Below are 18,645 nucleotides of genomic sequence, written 5' to 3'. Positions count from 1 at the left end.
GCCCTACTCCACTGTCACGGACTTGGCGAGGTTGCGGGGCTTGTCCACGTCGTAGCCGCGGGCCCGCGCGATCTCGGCGGACAGGACCTGCAGCGGCACGGTCGCGACCAGTGGCTGCAGCAGCGTCGGCACCGCGGGCAGCTCGATCAGCTCGTCCGCGAACGGCCGGACCGCCTCGTCGCCCTCCTCGGCCAGCACGATCGTGTGCGCGCCCCTGGCCTGGATCTCGGAGATGTTCGACACCATTTTCGCGTGCAGCACCGCCCGGCCCTTCGGCGACGGCATCACGATCACCACCGGCAGGCCCTCCTCGATCAGCGCGATCGGGCCGTGCTTCAGCTCGCCGGCCGCGAAGCCCTCCGCGTGCATGTACGCGAGCTCCTTGAGCTTCAGCGCGCCCTCCAGGGCCACCGGGTAGCCGACGTGCCTGCCGAGGAACAGCACGGCCTTGGCGTCGGCGAGCGAGCGGCCCAGGTCACGCACCCTCTCGATGGTGCCGAGGACCTTGCGGACGGCCTCCGGCATGGCGGCCAGCTCGTTGAACTCGCGGGCGATCTCGTCGGCGTACTTGGTGCCCCTGGCCTGTGCCAGCGCGAGACCGACCATGAGGTTCGCCGCGATCTGGGCGAGGAACGTCTTGGTCGACGCGACGCCGACCTCCGGTCCCGCGTGCGTGTAGAGCACCGCGTCGGACTCGCGCGGGATCTGGGCGCCGTTGGTGTTGCACACGGCCAGGACGCGGGCCTTCTGCTCGCGGGCGTGCCGGACGGCCTCCAGCGTGTCGGCGGTCTCCCCGGACTGCGACACGGCCACGACCAGCGTGTCCCGGTCGAGCACGGGGTCGCGGTAGCGGAACTCGGAGGCCAGCTCGACCTCGACGGGCAGGCGGGTCCAGTGCTCGATGGCGTACTTCGCGACCAGGCCGGAGTGGTAGGCAGTGCCGCACGCGACCACGAAGACCTTGTCGACGTCGCGGAGGTCCTGGTCGGTCATGCGTTGCTCGTCGAGGATGACGCGGCCGTCGACGAAGTGGCCGCGCAGCGTGTCGGCCAAGGCCTCCGGCTGCTCCTCGATCTCCTTGAGCATGAAGTACTCGTGGCCGCCCTTCTCGGCGGCCGAGAGGTCCCAGTCGACGTGGAACGGGCGGGTCTCGACGTCCTCGCCGTGCAGGTCGGTGACGTGGTAGCCGTCGCGGGTGATCGTGACGACCTGGTCCTGCCCCAGCTCGACGGCGTCGCGGGTGTGCTCAATGAACGCGGCGACGTCGGAGGCGAGGAAGGTCTCGCCGTCGCCGACACCGACCACGAGCGGGGACGAGCGGCGCGCGGCGACGATGAGGTCCGGCTCGTCGACGTGCGTGGCCACCAGGGTGAACGCACCGGTCAGGCGGCAGCAGACGGTCCGCATGCTGGCCGGGAGGTCGTGCGTGGCGTCGTACTCGCGGGCCAGCAGGTGCGCGACGGTCTCGGTGTCGGTGTCGCTGGACAGCTCGACGCCGTCGGCCTCCAGCTCGGCACGCAGGGCGGCGAAGTTCTCGATGATCCCGTTGTGCACGACGGCGACCCGGTTGGCGGCGTCGCGGTGCGGGTGGGCGTTGCGGTCGACGGGCGGCCCGTGGGTGGCCCAGCGGGTGTGGCCCATGCCTGCGGTGCCGGTGAACCCGTCACGGCCGACCTCGTCGAGGCGGGTCTCCAGGTTGGCGAGCCTGCCCGCCTTGCGCTCGACCGCGAGCTGCCCTGGCCCGGTCAGGACCGCGACGCCCGCCGAGTCGTACCCGCGGTACTCGAGCCGCCGCAGCCCGTCGACGACGACATCGAGGGCCTGCCGGTGGCCAACGTATCCGACGATTCCGCACATGCTGGAGACTGTAACGACTTGCCTGCGCGGCCACGGGCGCCCAGGGCCGCTAGGGTTCCAGCCATGGCGGCCAAGCCCAAGGAGTTGTACGCGGAACTGACGCACCGCGGCCCCCACCAGGTGCTGCGGGGAGACCTGGCGCTGGTGGGACTGCCGGGCCTCGTGTACACGCCGCGGTCGGGCCTCGGCCTGCCCGCGGTCGCGTTCGGGCACGGGTGGCTCCAGCCCGCCGACCGGTACCTGGGGCTGTACCGGCACCTGGCTTCGTGGGGTTTCGTGGTCGCCGCGCCGGGGACGCAGCGGGGGCCGCTCGCGTCGTCGCGGCTGTTCGCGGCCGACCTCCGTACGGCGTTGGACGTGTGCACCGGGGTGCGGCTCGGGGACGGGGCGATCAGTGTGTCGTCGTCGCGACTCGGGTTGGCCGGGCACTCGACGGGTGGTGGCGCGGCCGTGCTGGCCGCCGCCGACGACTCGCGGGTGGGCGGCGTGGCGACGATGGCCGCGTCGCAGACGAAGCCGTTCGCCTCGGACGCGGCGGCGCGGTGTTCGATGCCCGCGCTGCATCTGGCGGGTGGGCAGGACATCGTGGCGCCGCCGGTCGGCCACTCGCGGCTGATCGCGGCGAACTGGGGTGGGGTCGCGCAGTACCGGGTGCTGCCGAAGGTGGACCACATGGGGTTCGCGGAGGGGCGGCACTGGAGCAGCCTGCTGATCCCCGGGTCGGTGAACAGCGGGGCGCAGCGGGTGGCGCGCATCCTCATGACGGCGTTCTTCCTGGTCCACATCGCCGGCGAGGACCGGTTCCGGCCTTTGCTGGAGGCGGACGTCAAGGGCGCCGCGATCGCGGACACCTCGGAACTGGTCGCCTGACGCTCGCTGTCGGCTGACGCTTGAGGACCAGGCGCTCCCGACCCGGTGAGAACCGGGGGTCGGCCGGGTGAGGTTGCCCCCGCCCGGCCCTCCCGAGTCCGTCAGCGTTTCGGGGTCTTCGGCTTCTCCGCCGGGTCGCGGCCGACGATGCCGCTGAAGTTGGCTGCCGGGTCCTGTTCGTCGAACAGGGAACCCGTCGTGCGCCACTTGCTCTGGCGGGTCTGGTCGCCGCCACCGCCCTGGCCCGCGCCGCCCATGCCACCCATCGGCATGCCGCCCACCGGAGCACCGGCCTGTTGCCCGCCCGGGGCCGCGCTCGCCGCCGCGGGGACCACGCCGGCACGGTCGGCGCCCGTGTCCGGGGCCTGCGCACCCACCATCGAGCCGGGGCCCGGGGTGGTCGACTGGCCCGGGGTACCGCCGCCGACGCCACCACCGCCGATGTCACCAGCGCCGCCACCACCGCCGATACCGCCGCCACCGGCCGAGCCGCCGCTCGCGTCGGGGAGGTCACCGCCCAGGCTGGACAGGGTCGCCACGTCGGGAAGACCCGGCACGTCCGCACCGGCGTCGAAGTCGAAGTCGTACGACGCCGGGGTGCCGTCGTCGACCGTCATCTTCATCTGGGAGCTCTGGCCGGGGACCTGTTCCAGCGAGATGGCGGCGTCACCGTCCTGGATCACCGCCTTGCCGTCCGGGCCGGCCTTGATCACCCCGTCCTCGTACGTCTCGCCCGGCTCGTCCGACGTGAAGTCCACCTCGTACTCACGGGGCTCGCCCTTGCCGTCGTCGACCGTGACCTTGCTGCGGCCCCTCGCGTCGGGCTGGCCCACGGTGATCGTGCGGTCGCCGTCCTTGATGGTCGCGGTCTTGGGTGCCGAGCCGTCGGCGGTCATGCCGGGGAGCGGCAGGCCCGTCGCCGGGTCGATGCCGCTGCCACCCGGCAGGCTGCTGCCCGGCGTGCCGATGGACGGGAGCGAGCCGGGCGTGCTGCCGGACGGAGTGGTCGCGCCGGACGGGTCCGTCGACAGGCCGGGCGGGGTGAGGCCCGACGGGTCGGGCATGCCGCTCGGCGTCGTCGACGAACCGGGGGTCGAGCCCCCCGGCGGCGTGGAGCCGCCCGGCAGGTCGGTGTTCAGGGCCGGCGGCGTGTACGAGGCCGCCGGGGTGGACGACCCGGGTGGGGTCGACGAACCGGGCGGGGTCGACGAACCGGGCGGGGTCGACGAGCCAGGCGGGGTCGACGACGCGGGCGGGGTCTGCGAACCGGGCGGGGTCTGCGACCCCGGCGGGGTCTGCGAGCCGGGCGAGGCCGCCGTGAACTTGTTCTCGTACTCCTTGAGATACGTGTTCAGCGTCTCGTAGTGCGAGTTGACCGTCTCGTACGCGTCGTCGCACGCCTGCTTGAACGTGACGTACATCGTCTCGTGCAGGTCCTTGTTGAAGGAGTCACGGATCCACTTCTTGCACTCGCGGATCGTGTACTCCTTGTTCTCGTCGTTCAGCCCGCAGTCGTCCGCGCGCATCGTGGACTCGAGGTTGCTGCCGCACACCGAGTCGACCCACGCCGCCACCTCGAGCACCTCGTCCTGCGAGTCGAAGTCGCCTGCCGCGAGCTTCACCACCTTCGCCGCGATGTCGGGCGTCGCGCTGCCGACCAGACCCCGGCAGTTCTGGTACATGGTGATGACGTCGTTCGCCTTGTCCTTGCAGGCGGTGAAGATGTTGGTGACGGCCGTGTCGATCATGTCCGGCGCGGTCTGCAGGTACTCGAGCAGATCCGTCGTGTTCGGCGCGATCTTCTCCGAGTAGTGCTGGTAGGAGGCGTTCGCGGCCGGGCCGGTCCACGTCTTGTACAGGTTGTTCAGCTCGGTCTCGGTGTCGCCGTTGAGCGTGTTCAGCTCGGTGTGGGCGTCGCGGAGGCGCTTGGCGTCGTCGAGGAAGTTCCTGAACGAGATGCCGACCTGCTCGTCGAACCGCTTCTGGATGTCGTTCTCGAGGTTGATCTTCCCGTAGCGGCCGAGCGAGTCGCCAGGCACCTTGTCGTTGACGGGAAGGAAGTCCTCCCACAGCTTCAGCGCGGGCCTTGCCGCCTCGAAGATCTCGTCCGACTTCTGCACACCGGTGGACGTCGAGCCCTCGACCGGCGGCTGCATGCCCTCGATGGTGGTGCGCCCGGTCTCGACGTTCTCGTCGTTCAGGCCGTGGCTGTAGCCGTGTTCCTCCGACTCGGCCTCGGCGTCGCCGTAGACCTTGTCGAGGTTGCCCTGCTGGTAGTCGCCCTGGTCCAGCTTGTACTTGTCGTAGTAGCCCTTGACCTCGGGTGGCAGCCGGTCCTCGTCGGTGTAGTACGGCCCCTGGTTGTAGCCCTCGTTGTACCCGCCGCCGCCGTAGGAGTTGGCGTAGCCCTCCTCCCGGAGGTAGGCCGCGAACAGGTGCTCCTTGGTGTCCGCGTCCACGTACGGATCGTCGAGGAGCTTCTTGACCTCCGCCCACGACCTGCTCATCGTTCTCCCCCTGCCTGCTGCGTTCCCACTGAGCGAAGGACGACGACACCGGCGGTGCCGTCCCTGTCGACGGCGGTGGCCACGGCGAACCGCCCACGCGCCGCCGGGTCCGCGTCCGCCATGGCCAGCAGCGACGCCAGCCCGAAGGCACCGCTCGCCGCGCCCGTGTCACCGACGAGCCGACCCGGCCGCACCACGTTGCCCACCTGGCCCAACACCTCACCCGTCGCGTCGTCTTCTGTCTCGGACAGTTCCGGTGTCGCGGCCGAGAGCGCGAGCCCCCACACCTCGTCCACCGGGATCCCGGCCATCACGTGCCGCAGACTCGCGGCCAGCGCACGGCGTGGCTCGCCGTCGCTGAACCTCGTGTCCGACGCTACGACCTCGGCGAGCGCCGGTCGGTTCCCCGCCCCGGCGGTTTGCAAAAAGAACAGTACGCAGCCCTCGCCGAGCCGACCACCGGGTTCCAGCAGCTCACGGGCACCGCTGTGCTCCTCGACGGCACCGGCGAACACCCCGCTCGCACGGCCGGCACGCAGGAGCCGCGCCGCGTACCGGAACACGGTGGGGCCCGAGGTCCTGCCTGCCGCGACGGTGCTGTTCGGGCCGGTCAGACCGTGCCGGATCGCGCACTGGGCGGCGGCGGAGTTCATCAGCGCGAACGGCATCTGCGCGGGGTTGACGAGGTACGGCTTACGTCGCGTCAGCGAGTCGCGCGTGAACTCGAACTGCGTGCGCGCCGAGCCGCTCGTGGTGCCAAGGACGACGCCGGTGCGCGAGTCCGGCTCGGGTCGCAGCGCCCCGAGCGTGGCGACGGCGAGCGCGCTAGTGCGGTCCATCGAGCTGGTTCCCTTGCGCCCCAACTGCTCGACGATGTCGAAGTCGGGCACCACACGGGCGTCCGCCTGCACCCATTCGTCCTTTGTGGATGTCAGCGGGGCAGGCACGCCCGCCAGGACACCGTCCGCGAAGACCGTGGCGCCGTGGCCGTACGGGGACAGCGCCGACCACGCGGTGACCACCACCCCGGTCATGCGTGCCGTCCGAAGAGGACGACGGAGTTGTTGCCACCGAAGGCGAGCGCGTTGTTCTGCACCACACGCAGGTCCGCATCGACCGACTCGTTGGGCACGCAGTCGATGCCGCACTCGGGGTCGGTCTCGACGTGGTTGATGGTCGGTGGGATGAACCCTTCCCTGATGGCGAGCGCACAAGCGATGGCCGACAGGGCACTGGCCGCACCCATCGTGTGGCCCAGCATGGACTTCACCGAGACCGTGCGTGGCGCCTCGTCGCCGAAGACGTCGTGGATCGCGCCGCACTCCGTGCTGTCGTTGGCTTTCGTGCCGGTGCCGTGCGCGGAGATGAGGTCCACCTGGTCGGGGGTGACGCCCGCGTCGTCGAGGGCGAGCCGCATGCAGGCGGCCACGCTGTCCCGGTCCGGCGCGACGGGGTGGCCCGCGTCGCAGTTGAGGCCGTAGCCGAGGACCTCCGCGTAGATCCGCGCACCGCGTGCCACGGCCGCGTCGAGCGGCTCCAGCACGAGCACACCCGCGCCCTCGCCGGTGAGGATGCCCTGCCGGTCGACGTCGAAGGGCCTGCACCGCCGCGGGTCGACGGCACCGAGGCGATAGAAACCCGTGAACGTCATGCGGCACATGGCATCCGCGCCACCGCACAGCGCCACGTCGACCTCGCCTGCCGCGACGGCGTCGAAACCGTTGCCGATCGCGTAGTTGCCCGCGGCACAGGCCGTCGCGACCGTCGAGATGTCCACATCGGACAGACCGAGCTCGCGGGCGACGGCCACCGCGATGGACGCGGCAGGCACCCGGCGCGGCAGCTCGGCGGGGACTTCCCGCTCCCGCACGACATGCTCGGCGATCCGCTCGCCTGCGTCGCCGCCGCCGTCGGTGGTGCCGATGCACACCATCGAGCGACCGGGGTCGGTCAGGCCGGCGTCCGCCACCGCCATCCGTGCCGCCGCGACGGCGAAGCACGCGGCCCTGCCGAGGTCCTCGACCCGTTGCGCGGCAACCCATCGGGACGGCTCGAACCCGACGACCTCGCAGCCGGTGTCGTGCGCGAAACCGGTGGTGTCGAACACGCCGATCGGCCGTGCGCCATCGCGGCCGGACCGCAGCCCGGCCGCGTACTCGGCGACGCCGGTGCCGATGCTCGACACGACGCCGAGCCCGGTGACGGCAACACGCTTCACTTGTCGAGAGCCTCGCTCAGCACCGCGTAGACACCGTCGAGGCTGATCAGGCGCTCGAACTCACCAGGGTCGACCTCGACGTCGAACTCGATCTCCAGGTTGGCGAGCAGCTCGATCAGCTTCATCGAGTCGGCGCCCAGGGACTCGACGAAGTGGTCTGTCGGGCCCACCTGGTCCTCGTCCACCTCGAGCACCCGGCACACCACGGCCTTGATCTCGTCCGCCCGCTCGGCGACCTGCGCGTTCACCGGTTCTGCATCCAGCTCGACTGGTTGGAGAAGTCGTCCTCGTCGTCCAGCTCCTGGCGGGGGGCCGGGCGGCGCGGCGCGCGCGTCGGCGGCGCGGGCGGCTCCGGCGCGGGCGGGGCCTCGGGGGCCGGGGGCGGCATGGGCGCCGACCGCAGCGGCGAGTCCTCGTCGTCGAGCGTGCCGATCCCGCCGGGCGGGGTGTCCGGGGTCCGCCGGGTGGCCTGGAAGTTGTACGGGTCCTTCGACGGGTCCTCGTCCTCGAGGCCGAAGCCCATGACGAAGTCCTTGTCCCGCTCGGTCTTCTCGGTCGCCCAGCCGCCTGCCTGCTTGCGCCTGCGACCCAGCTCGCCCATGTGCTTGGCGACCTGCTCCATCACGGGACCCTGCTTCTTGAACGCGTCGACCGCCTCGGCACGCCGCTGCAGGAAGTTGCGGTCCCGCAGCGAGCGCCGCTCCGCCATCTCCCGCTGCACCTGCGCCATCTTGGCCCGCGCCGCCGCGGCCCGGTCATAAGCGCCCATCGGATCTTCCCCTCACGTCCTGGTTATCGTTCGCCGCCGAACGCGCCGCGGAACCGCTCGTTGTCCATCGGCTCGTCGAACAGGTCACCGGTGGTGCGCCACTGCGTCGCGGTACGCTCGGTGTCGCCCGAGCCGCCGCCACCCTGTGGCCCACCCATCATGGGCATGCCACCGCCCGGCATGCCAGGCTGCTGCGGCTGCGGGTGGTGGCCCTGGTCACCGGAGCCGTCCGACGCGCTGGCCAGGCTCGCCTCGCCACCGGGCCGGTCCATGTACGGCGACGACCCGTGGTCCGGCGCGCCGAACGACCCGACCTGGCCGGTCGCCGCGTGTGCTCCGGCACCGGCGCTCGGGTCGGCGGCGGACGCCGTGGTGGCGTAATCGGGCTGCTGGCCCGGCTCCACGAACCCCGGCTGGGTGTCCGACGGGTACGCAAGGCCCTGCGGTGTGGCCGCGTCGACCGGCTGCGCGAGGTTGTCGGGCATCCCGTCGTAGGCGGGCATGGTCGACGGCTGGTCGGGCATCTCCCCGTAGCCGATGGCCGGCTCGGCGGCCAGGTCGCCGCTGAGCTGGTAGGGCAGCGTGGTGACCGGGGCGTCGGGCCCGCCTGCCGGGTGTCCGTTCCCGCCGCCACCCGGCTGGACCGGGTCGCTGCCCTCCTGGCCAGAGGTCTGCGACTCCGAGTAGTCCAGGTTGTAGGTGGTGGGGTTGCCGGTGCCGTCGTCGACCGTGACCACGACCGTGTCCGGCTGGCCCTCCGGCCGCTCCGCGGTGATGGTCAGGTCCCCGTCGGTGATCGTGCACTTGCCGTCGGGACCCGGCTCGATGGGCGCGTCCTGGCCGGGGACACCAGGCGCGGACTGCCCGTCCGCGCCCTGTCCCGGCTGACCGGACTGTCCCGGCGTGCCTGGCTGACCCGGGGCGCCGGTGCCGGACGGGTCCGGGCCGCCGAAGTCCATCGTGTAGGTCTTCGGGTGGCCGGTGCCGTCGTCGACGGTCACCTTGACCATGCCCTCGCCGTCGGGGCTGGTGACCGCGATCTCCCGGTCGCCGTCCTTGATCGTGACGGTCTCCTGCTGGTCGGCGGTCGGCGAGGTCGACGGCGGCTGGCCGCCCGGGTCCTGCTGGCCGCCCGGGTCCTGCTGGCCGGGGTCGTCGGGCTTGCCGTCGCCGTCCGTGTCCTCACCGGACGGGTCGGTCTGGTCGCCGCCGCCACCGGTGTCGGTCGTCGGCGGGGTGCCGACGTCCGGCATGCCACCGCCGCCGCCACCCGAGCCACTACCGGAACCGGAACCGGCACCAGAGCCACCGCCAGAGCCACCGCCAGACCCGCCACCGGATCCGCCGCCAGACCCGCCACCCGAGCCGCCGCCTGAGCCGCCACCGTTCCCGCCGCCGCCACCTCCACCGCCTCCGCCGCCACCGTCGTTGACCGGTGCCGCCAGCGGAGCGCCGAACTCGTTCTCGTACTCCTTGAGATAGGTGTCCAGCGACTCGTAGTGGGAGTTGACCGCCTCGAGTGCGTCGTCGCAGGCCTGCTTGAAGTTGACGTACAGGTTGTCGTGCAGGTCCTTGTTGAAGGAGTCACGGATCCACTTCTTGCACTCGCGGATCGTGTACTCCTTGTTCTCGTCGTTCAGCCCGCAGTCGTCCGCGCGCATGGTCGACTCGAGGTTGCTGCCCGTCGTCGCGTCCACCCAGGCCGCGACCTCGAGCACCTCGTCCTGCGAGCTGAAATCACCACTCGCGAGCTTCACGACCTTCGCCGCGATCTCCGGGCTCGCGCTGCCCATGGTGCCGTTGAAGCTCTGGTACAGCGTGATGACGTCGTTCGCCTTGTCCTTGCAGGCGGTGAAGACGTTGGTTACGGCCGTGTCGATGGTGTCCGGCGCCGTCTGCAGGTAGTCCAGCAGGTTCTTGATGTTGGGCGCCATCTTCTCCGAGTAGTACTGGTACGAGGCGTTGGCGGCCGGGCCGGTCCAGTCCTTGTACGTCTTGTTCAGCTCGGCCTCGGTGTCCCCGTTGAGCGTGTTCAGCTGGGTGTGGGCGTCGCGGAGGCGCTTGGCGTCGTCCATGAAGTTCTGGAACGAGATGCCCATCTGCTCTTCGTAGCGCTTGGTGATGTCGTCGAGCTTGAAGCGTCCCTGCCTGCCGAGCGAGTCGTCCGGCACCTTGTCGTTGACGGGGATGAAGTCCTGGAAGAGCCTGAGCGCGGGCCGACCGGCCTCGAAGATCTCGTCCGACTTCTTCACACCGCTGTTCGAGCCCTCGGCGGGCGGCTGCATGCCCTCGATGGTGGTACGACCGGACTCCACGTTCTGGTCGTTCACCTTGTGGCTGTAGCCGGCTTCGTCCGACTCGTCCTGGGCCGTCTGGTACAGGCTGTCGGTGCCCAGGACGGCGCCGTTCCTGCCGAAGACGTCGTCGCCGTCGATGTTGTAGGACGCCTTGGTGCCGTTCGTGTACTGCTCGAGCTCAGGGGACGCGTCGTCGCCCGCCTCCATGGCATAGGCGGTGAGCAACGCCTCCTTCGTGTCCGCCGACACGTAGGGGTCGTCCAGTACGGACTTGACCTCCTGCCAGGATTTCGCCACGTTCAGCTCCCGGCGTTGGTCACGGTGGTCGACGCGGAGCTTTCCTGCTCGGTGTAGCTGGTGCTCGACCCGCCGAGCTGGCCCGCGAACGCCATCAGGTTGTCGCACATGGCGGTCGCGCCCGCGCCGAGCTGGTCGAACGCGGCGGCGTAGTCCTTCTGCCATGCCTGGTGGTCGGGGTGCGTGCCGAACTCCGCCGCCTGCGTCTTGGCAGGCTTGACCTCCTCGACCTCACCCTTGGCGTCCTCGGCCTTGGTGCTGATCGTCCGGCCTGCCGACGACATCGAATCCGTGTCGGCCTTGTAGCCGTCCGGTGCGGCTACCCCGTTGGTCGTGTTCGAGCTAGGCGGCGGCGTGTTCACGTCGGCGTTCCCCCTCACGGTCTTGCTGGCGCGGTTTGCCCTGGTCTGACGCGCGCCGGCGACGGTCGGTGCCGTCACATCTGCACACAGAATGTACCTATCCCCAGGTGGCGACGAGGGCTGCTCGTAAATTTGCTTCCGTTACCGGAGCCAGGTGCGCCCGGACATGTCGTCGTCGCCACCGGGACGGGGTTTCTTCCGGTTCGCGGCGGGCTCGTCCTGGCGGAGGCCGGGCTTGCGTGTCGCGGGTTCCCTCGGGCCGGGTGACGGCAGCTCACCGGCGGCCTGGCGGGCCTGCCGGTCGAGCTTGAACTCGTCGGCGCCGAGCGACAGGGTGGCCGGCTTCCTCGGTTGCTGCCTGGTGGCCCCGCGAGCCTGTTCCGCCTTGCGGGCCTCGCGCTCGGCGTTGCGTGCCTTGACCGCCTCGACGTCCGCGTCCTCCTTGGCCACGGCTTCGCGGGCGGCCGCGTCGAGCTGCGCCGACCGCTGCGCGTGTGCCTCGAACGACTTCCTCGCGGTGTCGGCGATCTCCTGTATCCGCCGCTGGGTCGCGGCCCGGTCGATGTCGGCGAGTGACATGGCTCAGTCCTTCGCGCCGTCGTCGTCCCCGAGGACGCCATGCATGCTGTAGACGGGTTCGCCGGTGTCGAACAGGTCGCCGTGCACACTCCATCCCGAGCCGGCGCGCCCGCCTTCCTGCGCGGGCCCGGACGACCCGCCCGCGATGGGCAGCCCGGCACCCGCCATCCCCGCCACCTCGGGCTGGTCGGCGTCGGGTGCCTTCGCGAGACCGGCCTCGCCGGGCTGGTCGGGGACGAGCACCCCGGACACGGACCCCGTCTGCTCCCCCTGCCAGGCCGCCTGGGGAGAGGTGAGCGTCGCGGGTCGAGGGGCGGGCGACGGGGGTGGCGCCGAGTCACCCTTGGCGGGCTCCGACGGCGGCGCGGGCTCGGCGGCAGGGCCTGCGCTGGTCGCGTCCGCGGGCGCGGGACCGGCCTGTGCCGGGGCGGCCGAGGGTTGCTGGTCGGGGGTGTCCTGGTCGTCGAAGTCGACGGTGTAGGTGTTCGGTTTGCCGGAGCCGTCGTCGACCACGAGCTTGAGCGAGTCCGGCGAGAACAGGGGGCGCTCGGCCGTGATGGTGAGCGGACCGTCCTCGATGACGCACTTGCCGTCGGTGCGGGCCGGGATCTGCTCCGCGCCGGGGACCGCGCCCTCCGGCCGGTCGACCGACAGACCACTGGCCGCGTCGAAGTCCAGCTCGTAGGTCTTGGTCGCGCCGGCCCCGTCCTGGACGGTGACCACCACACGGCCCGTACCGTCCGGACTGGTGACCCCGATCGTGCGGTCCCCGTCCCTGACCTTCACCGACCCGCTCTGGTCGGCCGCGTCGTCGGCGGCCGGGGTCCCGTCGGGAGGAGTCTCGACGGCCGCAGGCTCGACATCGGGCTCGGGCTGCGGTGGCTCGACCGCCACCGCCGGGCTCTGGTCGCCGCCGACGCTGACCGGCTCGCCACCGTCGGCCGGTTGACCGGCCTGGTCGACGGGAGTGTCGCCGCCCGAGGGCGCGCCACCGATCACCCGCAGCGAGGTGAAGGCCTCCGCGTTGCCGAGGGTGTACACGTTCCCCAACGCCGCGTCGTAGAGCCCGGTGACCCCGTCGACGACCGTGTCGACCGCGCCGAAGTAGTTGTCGAGCTTGCCCTTGATCCGGTCGATCGCCTCCTGGCTCTGGTCGACCAGGTTCGTGTACATGATCGAGACGCGGTCGAGGCTCTCCTCGCACCCGTCCCGCAGGCAGATGTCCCAGCGGCGCTCGGTCACCCAGTGACCGTTGATCATGTTCGACTGCTCGTCGTTGTTCTTGATGCAGTCGTAGTTGTAGTCGACGATGTCCGACACGTCGAGAACGAGGTCGTTGCCGTGGTCGGACGGACAGGCCTCGGCCAGCTTGTCGGCCGTGTAGTCGCCCTCGCCGATCCTGTGCCACTTCTCCGGCGGTGAGATCGGGTGGAAGTCGAGGTGCTTGCCCGCGCTGTCGTCGGCGAAGGTCTGGTACAGCTCGCGGATCTGCCCCATCGCGTTGACGAGGCCCTCACCGGTGGTGGTGGCGGCCTCGCCGTACTCGGCCATCGTCCGCTGGATCTTGTCGACGGCCGTCCTGAAGGCGTTGTACGAGTCGCCCTGCCAGCTCTTCCCCAGCTCGGCGACGTTCGCGGCGAGGGTCTCGGCGAAGTTGGTCATCGCGGCGCCGAGTCCGCCCAGCATGGCGCCGTCGTGCTCGACGTGGCCCCAGTGCAGGTCGAGAAGCTTGGCGCGCTCGTCGGTCGCCTTCGTGGCCGGACCGAGGTCGAGCTTCCTCAGGTAGCCGTTCGCCCGGTCGCGGACCGCCTCGTTGAGGCGCGGGCCGAGGAGAACCTCGTTGGCGTTGTCGTCCAGGGTGCCGCGCTCGGTGCGCGACGCCGTCTTGAAGTCCTGCCAGATGTCGGCGGCCGCGAAGTCCATCAGATGCCCCCGGACTCGCTCGTCGGGGACTCGGTGTCGCCGCCCGCCGCGATCTTGGTGAACGCGCCGAGATTCGTGGCCTCGCCGGCGACCTGGAGGTCCGCGCCCGCCGTCAGCTGGGTCGACACCTGGTCGAGCAGCGCGGACAGCGCGCCGAGGTCCGGGGCGATCATGCTGTAGGCGTTGACGTACTCCTCGCCGTCGCCCTTCCAGTGCCTGCCGAGGTCGTCCTCGGACGTGCTTGGCTCCGCGACGCGGGCCCTGACCTGCTCGAGCTGCGCCCTGGCGTCGGCGAGGAACGTGGCGAAGGCCTGGACGGCCGCCGGATCGACCTCCATGTCGCCTGCCATCGTCGCTCCTTCAGGACTTGCCTCAGATGTCACGCCGGTGGTCGCGAGCACACGGATCGTACGCCCGCGAACACTACAAGCAACATACCGACCGAATCCCACAACCGTGGACGTTCCGGAGGATACGTCAACGAAATGTGCTGGTCAGACGGCCGTGCTCACGACACCCACCAAACGCTGCGCCGCCGCCTCGGCCACCTCCTGTGACGGCGCCTCGACCATCACCCGTACGAGTTGTTCGGTGCCGGAGGGACGCAGTAGCACCCGGCCGGTCTCGCCGAGCTCGGCCTCCACCTCCGCGACGGCCTCGCTGACCGAGGTGGACGTGGCGACCGCGGACTTGTCGGCCACCTTGACGTTCTTGAGCACCTGCGGCAGGCGGGTCATGACCGCCGCGAGGTCACCGAGCGGACGGCCCGTCTCGGCGACGCGGGCCATCAGCCGCATCGCGGTGAGCAGGCCGTCGCCGGTGGTGGCGTGGGCGGGCATGACGACGTGGCCCGACTGCTCACCGCCCAGCGACAGGTTGTGCTCGCGCAGGGCCTCCAGGACGTAGCGGTCGCCAACGGCCGTGGTGCGCATGACCACGCCGTTGTCCCGCATGGCCAGGTGCAGGCCCAGATTGCTCATGACGGTCGCGACCAGGGTGTTGTCCGCCAGGTCGCCGGACTCCTTCATGGCCAGCGCCAGCACGGCCATGATCTGGTCGCCGTCGATCACGTTGCCCGCCGCGTCGACGGCGAGGCAGCGGTCGGCGTCGCCGTCGTGGGCGATGCCGAGGTCGGCCTGCTCCGCCAGCACGACCTCGCGAAGGGTGTCCAGGTGGGTGGACCCGCAGTCCTCGTTGATGTTCTCGCCGTCCGGCAGCGCGCTGATGGCGATCACCTCGGCACCCGCCTCGCGGTACGCCTGGGGTGCGGCGGCCCAGGCGGCACCGTTCGCGCAGTCGACGACCACGCGCAGACCGTCGAGGCGGTGGGGCGAGGACTTCAGCAGGTGGGCGACGTAGCGGTCGAGCGAGTCGGCGATGTCGTAGACGCGGCCGACACCGGCGCCGGTCGGCCGGGTGAACTCGGCGCCCATGTGCGCCTCGACCTCGTCCTCGATGGCGTCGGCCAGCTTGTGGCCGCCCGCGGCGAAGAGCTTCACGCCGTTGTCCGGCATGGGGTTGTGGGAGGCGGAGATCACCACGCCGAGGTCGGCGCCCAGCTCGCCGATCAGGTGCGCGACCGCGGGGGTCGGCACTACACCGAGCAGCATCACGTCCGCGCCGGCCGAGGTCAGGCCCGCCGCGACCGCCGCCTGCAGCATCTCGCCGCTCGCTCTCGGGTCCCGCCCGACGACCGCGACCGGCCGGTGGGAGCTGTCGTGCTCGACCAGCACGCGCGCTGCCGCCGCGGCGACGGAAAGTGCCAGCTCAGGGGTGAGCTCGGCGTTCGCGCGGCCACGAACACCATCGGTACCGAAAAGCCGTGCCATCGTCGGCGGAACCTCCCGAGAAAGAAGCCTTGGATGCAGAAAACGCCGCGCCCGGTGCATCGCACGTACCGGACGCGGCGTTCCACTGAAGCGTGAACGCGGAAATCAGCGCTTGCTGTACTGAGGCGCCTTGCGAGCCTTCTTGAGGCCGTACTTCTTCCGCTCCTTGACCCGGGGGTCACGGGTCAGGAAGCCGGCCTTCTTCAGGGGCGGGCGGTCCTCGCTGTCGAGCTCGATGAGCGCACGCGCGATCGCGAGGCGCAGCGCACCGGCCTGACCGGTGATGCCGCCGCCCTTGAGGTTGGCGCGGACGTCGAAGGCCTCGGGCTTCTCGACGGTCACGAGCGGCTCGCGGATGAGCTGCTGGTGCACCTTGTTTGGGAAGTACTCCTCGAGGGACTTGCCGTTCAGCGTGAACTTGCCGCTGCCCGGCGTGAGGCGCACGCGGACGACGGCCTCCTTGCGGCGGCCGACGGTCTGGGCGGTCTCGCCGCTCACGCGCACGGGACGGGGGGCCTCCGGTGCCTCCTCGGCGACCGGAGCCTCGACCTCAGCCTCGGTGTCGGTGGTCTCAGGGGTGCTCAATGATCCTCGCTTGTGCTCGACTTGACTGCTACCAGCAAGTTCATCTACCTGCTGACCTTGGCGATCTCGAACGGCTTCGGCTGCTGCGCGGCGTGCGGGTGCTCCGGGCCTGCGTAGACCTTCAGCTTCTTGCCCTGGGCACGGCCGAGCTTGTTCTTCGGCAGCATGCCCTTGACGACCTTCTCAAGCAGCCGGTCGGGGCGGGTGTCCAGCAGCTCGCCGAAGGACCGCTTGCGCAGACCGCCGGGGTAGCCGCTGTGCCGGTAGGCGAACGACTGCTCACGCTTGTTGCCCGTGAGCACGACCTTCTCCGCGTTGACGATGATGACGAAGTCACCAGTGTCCATGTGGGGAGCGAAGGTCGGCTTGTGCTTGCCCCGGAGCAGGGTGGCGACGTGAGAGGCGAGCCGGCCGAGGACCACGTCCTCCGCGTCGATGACATGCCAGGTGCGGGACACCTCGCCTGGCTTCGGGCTGTACGTGCGCACGGATCTACCTCGTCGTCATTTGCGTCAGGGTGCATGTGCGCTCATACGGACATACGCCCGCGGCGCGCAACAACATAGAAAGATACCTGCCGGGTTCGGCGGGGGTCAAAGCGACCCCCACGTGTGGGTCGCCGATGCCCACTATCGTGCACGTCGACGGCGTGTTCCAGGCAGCGGACAGGGGTAGCTGAGATGACTGTCACCCGATCGGCACGGCTGGCGGGCGCCGCACTCTGCGTCGCGGTGGCGGCCGGGTGCGCCCAGCCGACCGCGGGCAGACCCGTCGCCGACAGCGCGTCGGCCGAGCAGGCGACCTCGGACGCGGTCAGGCGTGGCCTCGACGCGTTCCAGTCGCACTTCGTCAACCTCGGCGACGAGCACGCGAGGGTCTACAACTACCTCAACTTCGGCGACGTCAAGATCACCACCGAGCACGAGTCCTACAAGGTCGGCGACCCGCCCGCCGTCCTGCTCAAGCGGCGGTTCGCCAAGGACGGCTCCTGGTCGGAGACGCTGACGCCCCCGTCGTCGGAGACGGACTACGTCAAGCTCGACGACGACCACAAGTTCCTCGCACCGACACCGTGGGTGTCCGTGCCGTCACTGTGGGCAGGCACCGGCTTCGACAACTGCTTCCTGCTGACCGCGTGGGTCGCCTGCCACCTGGACAAGGCCATCGGGCAGACCAAGCTCGACGCGCCGGACGAGCAGCCGAACGAGGCACGCGCCACCGAGGACGGCTTCGAGGTGACCACGGGCGCGCTGCTCGGGGTGATGCTGGACGAGGGCTTCATCTCGATCCCGGAGGAGAAGCGCGACGGCGTCACCGACCCGATGAAGAAGACGGTGGTGCCGGTGGTCCTGAAGTTCGACAAGGACATGGGCTTCACCGGGTTCGAGATCCGCGACACGGTCTCCGACGGCGACGCGCCGCAGCTGGAGTTACAGCTGGAGTACGAGGTCATCGGCAAGGCCACAAAGGACGACGTGCCGGACGCCCCGGACGCCGGGGAGACCACGGCGATCACCGACAAGGCCGCGGTGGACCAGTTCTGGGAGAAGTTCAACGACCGCACGCCGGAGAACTGACCTCTTCGGACACACGCGAACGGGGCTCGGGAGTCTTCCCGAGCCCCGTTCGCGTGTGGTCAGTGCGGTCGCGAAGACGCGCTCACTGGTCCCAACGCTTGGAGTTCCGGTCCTCCGTGTCGCGGTAGCCGTCGGTCGACTGGATGACCGCGATCTCGATCTTCTTCAGAACCTGCTTGACGTGGTCGGCGGAGCCGTTCCACTGGTTCTTCACGCTCTGGAAGCCGTCGGAAGCGGAACCCTGCCAGAGGTTCTCGAGGTCCCGGATCTTGGTCCGCAGGTCCTCGATGTGACCCTCGATGTTGCTGACTCGCCGGTTGATGTCACCGGAGAGAGCCTCCAGCGAACTGAATTGGACTTTGATGTTCTGGTCGCCGCTCATGAATCTCTCCTAAGGATGTGGAAGGCGCGGGGTGTACCTGATGACCGGGGGGCTCAGCCGTCCGACAGCGTCTGCATGATGGCCGAGATGTCCGCGGACGCCTCTTCTTCCTGCTTCGAGTAGTCGGCGGCCGAACCGGAGACCTGCTCGGCGATGTTGAACAGCGCGGTGTTCAACTTCGTGAAGTCGTCGTTGTACTGGGTCATCAGGTTGGTGAACGCCTGGGCCGCGGCACCCGACCACGCGCCCTGCACGGAGTCGACGGCCTGCGCCAGCTGGCGAGCCTCGTCCTGGAGCAGTTCGTTGGTGTGCACCATGTCGCCGGCCGCGGTGGTGAGCTCTGTTGCGCCTGTCTGGAATGAACCAGCCATAAGAGAGAACCCCCTTCATCGGGTCTTGAGTGGTCGTACACGCTTTCGCTTCGTACGCCTCCTGCGACGTAGACCCTGCCATGTCCGGTTCCACAATGTCGCCACCTCATCCGAGGTCGTTGCGAGCGTGAACGCCCGCCGCCGTCGCATGTGCGAACAAGGGAGTTCACCGAGGTCGCCCGCTGGTTGGCCCCTACCCGGGCCGCCGTCTCCGGCCTACCG

General features: G+C 70.2%; 18 protein-coding genes. 2 read left to right on the top strand and 16 right to left on the bottom strand.

Features of this window, described 5'->3' with window-relative positions:
* Positions 1 to 3: 3 nt before the first annotated feature.
* The gene (glmS, locus tag CLV71_RS27190) at positions 4 to 1,857 is read right to left on the bottom strand and encodes a glutamine--fructose-6-phosphate transaminase (isomerizing) (RefSeq protein WP_133905669.1); all 1,854 of its coding nucleotides are present in this window, start codon (positions 1,855 to 1,857) and stop codon (positions 4 to 6) included.
* 63 nt (positions 1,858 to 1,920) lie between these two features.
* On the opposite strand from glmS, the gene CLV71_RS27185 reads away from it, so the two are divergent.
* Entirely contained in the window at positions 1,921 to 2,727 is an 807-nt protein-coding gene (locus CLV71_RS27185; RefSeq protein ID WP_133905668.1) for a dienelactone hydrolase family protein, read from the top strand.
* A 101-nt stretch (positions 2,728 to 2,828) separates the two neighbouring features.
* On the opposite strand, the gene CLV71_RS27180 is transcribed toward CLV71_RS27185, so the two are convergent.
* The 13 genes from CLV71_RS27180 to rplM form a co-directional block, all read right to left on the bottom strand.
* The gene (locus CLV71_RS27180; protein WP_133905667.1) at positions 2,829 to 5,234 is read right to left on the bottom strand and encodes a hypothetical protein; all 2,406 of its coding nucleotides are present in this window, start codon (positions 5,232 to 5,234) and stop codon (positions 2,829 to 2,831) included.
* Positions 5,231 to 6,268, bottom strand: coding sequence for a beta-ketoacyl synthase N-terminal-like domain-containing protein (locus CLV71_RS27175; RefSeq protein ID WP_133905666.1), 1,038 nt, complete (start codon positions 6,266 to 6,268; stop codon positions 5,231 to 5,233). Before CLV71_RS27175 ends, CLV71_RS27180 begins: the two co-directional genes overlap by 4 nt.
* The gene (locus CLV71_RS27170) at positions 6,265 to 7,452 is read right to left on the bottom strand and encodes a beta-ketoacyl-[acyl-carrier-protein] synthase family protein (protein WP_133905665.1); all 1,188 of its coding nucleotides are present in this window, start codon (positions 7,450 to 7,452) and stop codon (positions 6,265 to 6,267) included. Before CLV71_RS27170 ends, CLV71_RS27175 begins: the two co-directional genes overlap by 4 nt.
* Positions 7,449 to 7,700 (bottom strand): acyl carrier protein, encoded by a 252-nt coding sequence (locus CLV71_RS27165; RefSeq protein WP_133905664.1) that lies wholly within the window; start codon positions 7,698 to 7,700, stop codon positions 7,449 to 7,451. The genes CLV71_RS27170 and CLV71_RS27165 overlap by 4 nt, the downstream gene beginning before the upstream one ends.
* Positions 7,697 to 8,221, bottom strand: coding sequence for a hypothetical protein (locus tag CLV71_RS47950; RefSeq protein ID WP_166664274.1), 525 nt, complete (start codon positions 8,219 to 8,221; stop codon positions 7,697 to 7,699). The genes CLV71_RS27165 and CLV71_RS47950 overlap by 4 nt, the downstream gene beginning before the upstream one ends.
* A 23-nt stretch (positions 8,222 to 8,244) precedes the next feature.
* The gene (locus CLV71_RS47945) at positions 8,245 to 10,815 is read right to left on the bottom strand and encodes a collagen-like protein (RefSeq protein ID WP_166664273.1); all 2,571 of its coding nucleotides are present in this window, start codon (positions 10,813 to 10,815) and stop codon (positions 8,245 to 8,247) included.
* Positions 10,816 to 10,817: 2 nt separating this feature from the next.
* Positions 10,818 to 11,255 carry a hypothetical protein gene (locus CLV71_RS27150; RefSeq protein WP_133905662.1) on the bottom strand — a complete coding sequence of 146 codons (438 nt, stop codon included), beginning with the start codon at positions 11,253 to 11,255 and terminating at the stop codon, positions 10,818 to 10,820.
* A gap of 63 nt (positions 11,256 to 11,318) precedes the next feature.
* Complete coding sequence (locus CLV71_RS27145) at positions 11,319 to 11,756, bottom strand: hypothetical protein (protein ID WP_133905661.1); 438 nt, start codon at positions 11,754 to 11,756, stop codon at positions 11,319 to 11,321.
* A 3-nt stretch (positions 11,757 to 11,759) separates the two neighbouring features.
* Positions 11,760 to 13,679 (bottom strand): WXG100 family type VII secretion target, encoded by a 1,920-nt coding sequence (locus CLV71_RS27140; protein WP_133905660.1) that lies wholly within the window; start codon positions 13,677 to 13,679, stop codon positions 11,760 to 11,762.
* On the bottom strand, positions 13,679 to 14,029 hold the full coding sequence (locus CLV71_RS27135; protein ID WP_133905659.1) for a WXG100 family type VII secretion target: 351 nt from the start codon (positions 14,027 to 14,029) through the stop codon (positions 13,679 to 13,681). Before CLV71_RS27135 ends, CLV71_RS27140 begins: the two co-directional genes overlap by 1 nt.
* Before the next feature lie 144 nt (positions 14,030 to 14,173).
* Positions 14,174 to 15,508, bottom strand: a complete 1,335-nt coding sequence (gene glmM / locus CLV71_RS27130; protein ID WP_133905658.1) for a phosphoglucosamine mutase — start codon at positions 15,506 to 15,508, stop codon at positions 14,174 to 14,176.
* 105 nt (positions 15,509 to 15,613) lie between these two features.
* On the bottom strand, positions 15,614 to 16,093 hold the full coding sequence (gene rpsI, locus CLV71_RS27125; protein WP_133905657.1) for a 30S ribosomal protein S9: 480 nt from the start codon (positions 16,091 to 16,093) through the stop codon (positions 15,614 to 15,616).
* Positions 16,094 to 16,137: 44 nt separating this feature from the next.
* Positions 16,138 to 16,581 (bottom strand): 50S ribosomal protein L13, encoded by a 444-nt coding sequence (rplM, locus tag CLV71_RS27120; protein WP_133905656.1) that lies wholly within the window; start codon positions 16,579 to 16,581, stop codon positions 16,138 to 16,140.
* Between the two features lie 192 nt (positions 16,582 to 16,773).
* Between rplM and CLV71_RS27115 the strand changes: the two genes are divergently transcribed.
* Positions 16,774 to 17,670, top strand: coding sequence for a hypothetical protein (locus tag CLV71_RS27115; RefSeq protein ID WP_133905655.1), 897 nt, complete (start codon positions 16,774 to 16,776; stop codon positions 17,668 to 17,670).
* An 82-nt stretch (positions 17,671 to 17,752) separates the two neighbouring features.
* On the opposite strand, the gene CLV71_RS27110 is transcribed toward CLV71_RS27115, so the two are convergent.
* Positions 17,753 to 18,052 carry a WXG100 family type VII secretion target gene (locus CLV71_RS27110; RefSeq protein WP_133905654.1) on the bottom strand — a complete coding sequence of 100 codons (300 nt, stop codon included), beginning with the start codon at positions 18,050 to 18,052 and terminating at the stop codon, positions 17,753 to 17,755.
* 53 nt (positions 18,053 to 18,105) lie between these two features.
* The gene (locus tag CLV71_RS27105) at positions 18,106 to 18,423 is read right to left on the bottom strand and encodes a WXG100 family type VII secretion target (RefSeq protein ID WP_133905653.1); all 318 of its coding nucleotides are present in this window, start codon (positions 18,421 to 18,423) and stop codon (positions 18,106 to 18,108) included.
* Positions 18,424 to 18,645 lie beyond the last annotated feature (222 nt).

Origin of the sequence: Actinophytocola oryzae (assembly GCF_004364325.1) — a bacterium.
Taxonomy (GTDB): domain Bacteria; phylum Actinomycetota; class Actinomycetes; order Mycobacteriales; family Pseudonocardiaceae; genus Actinophytocola; species Actinophytocola oryzae.
Note: the sequence above shows the minus strand (reverse complement) of the source record. Positions and strands in the feature narration are given on the sequence as shown.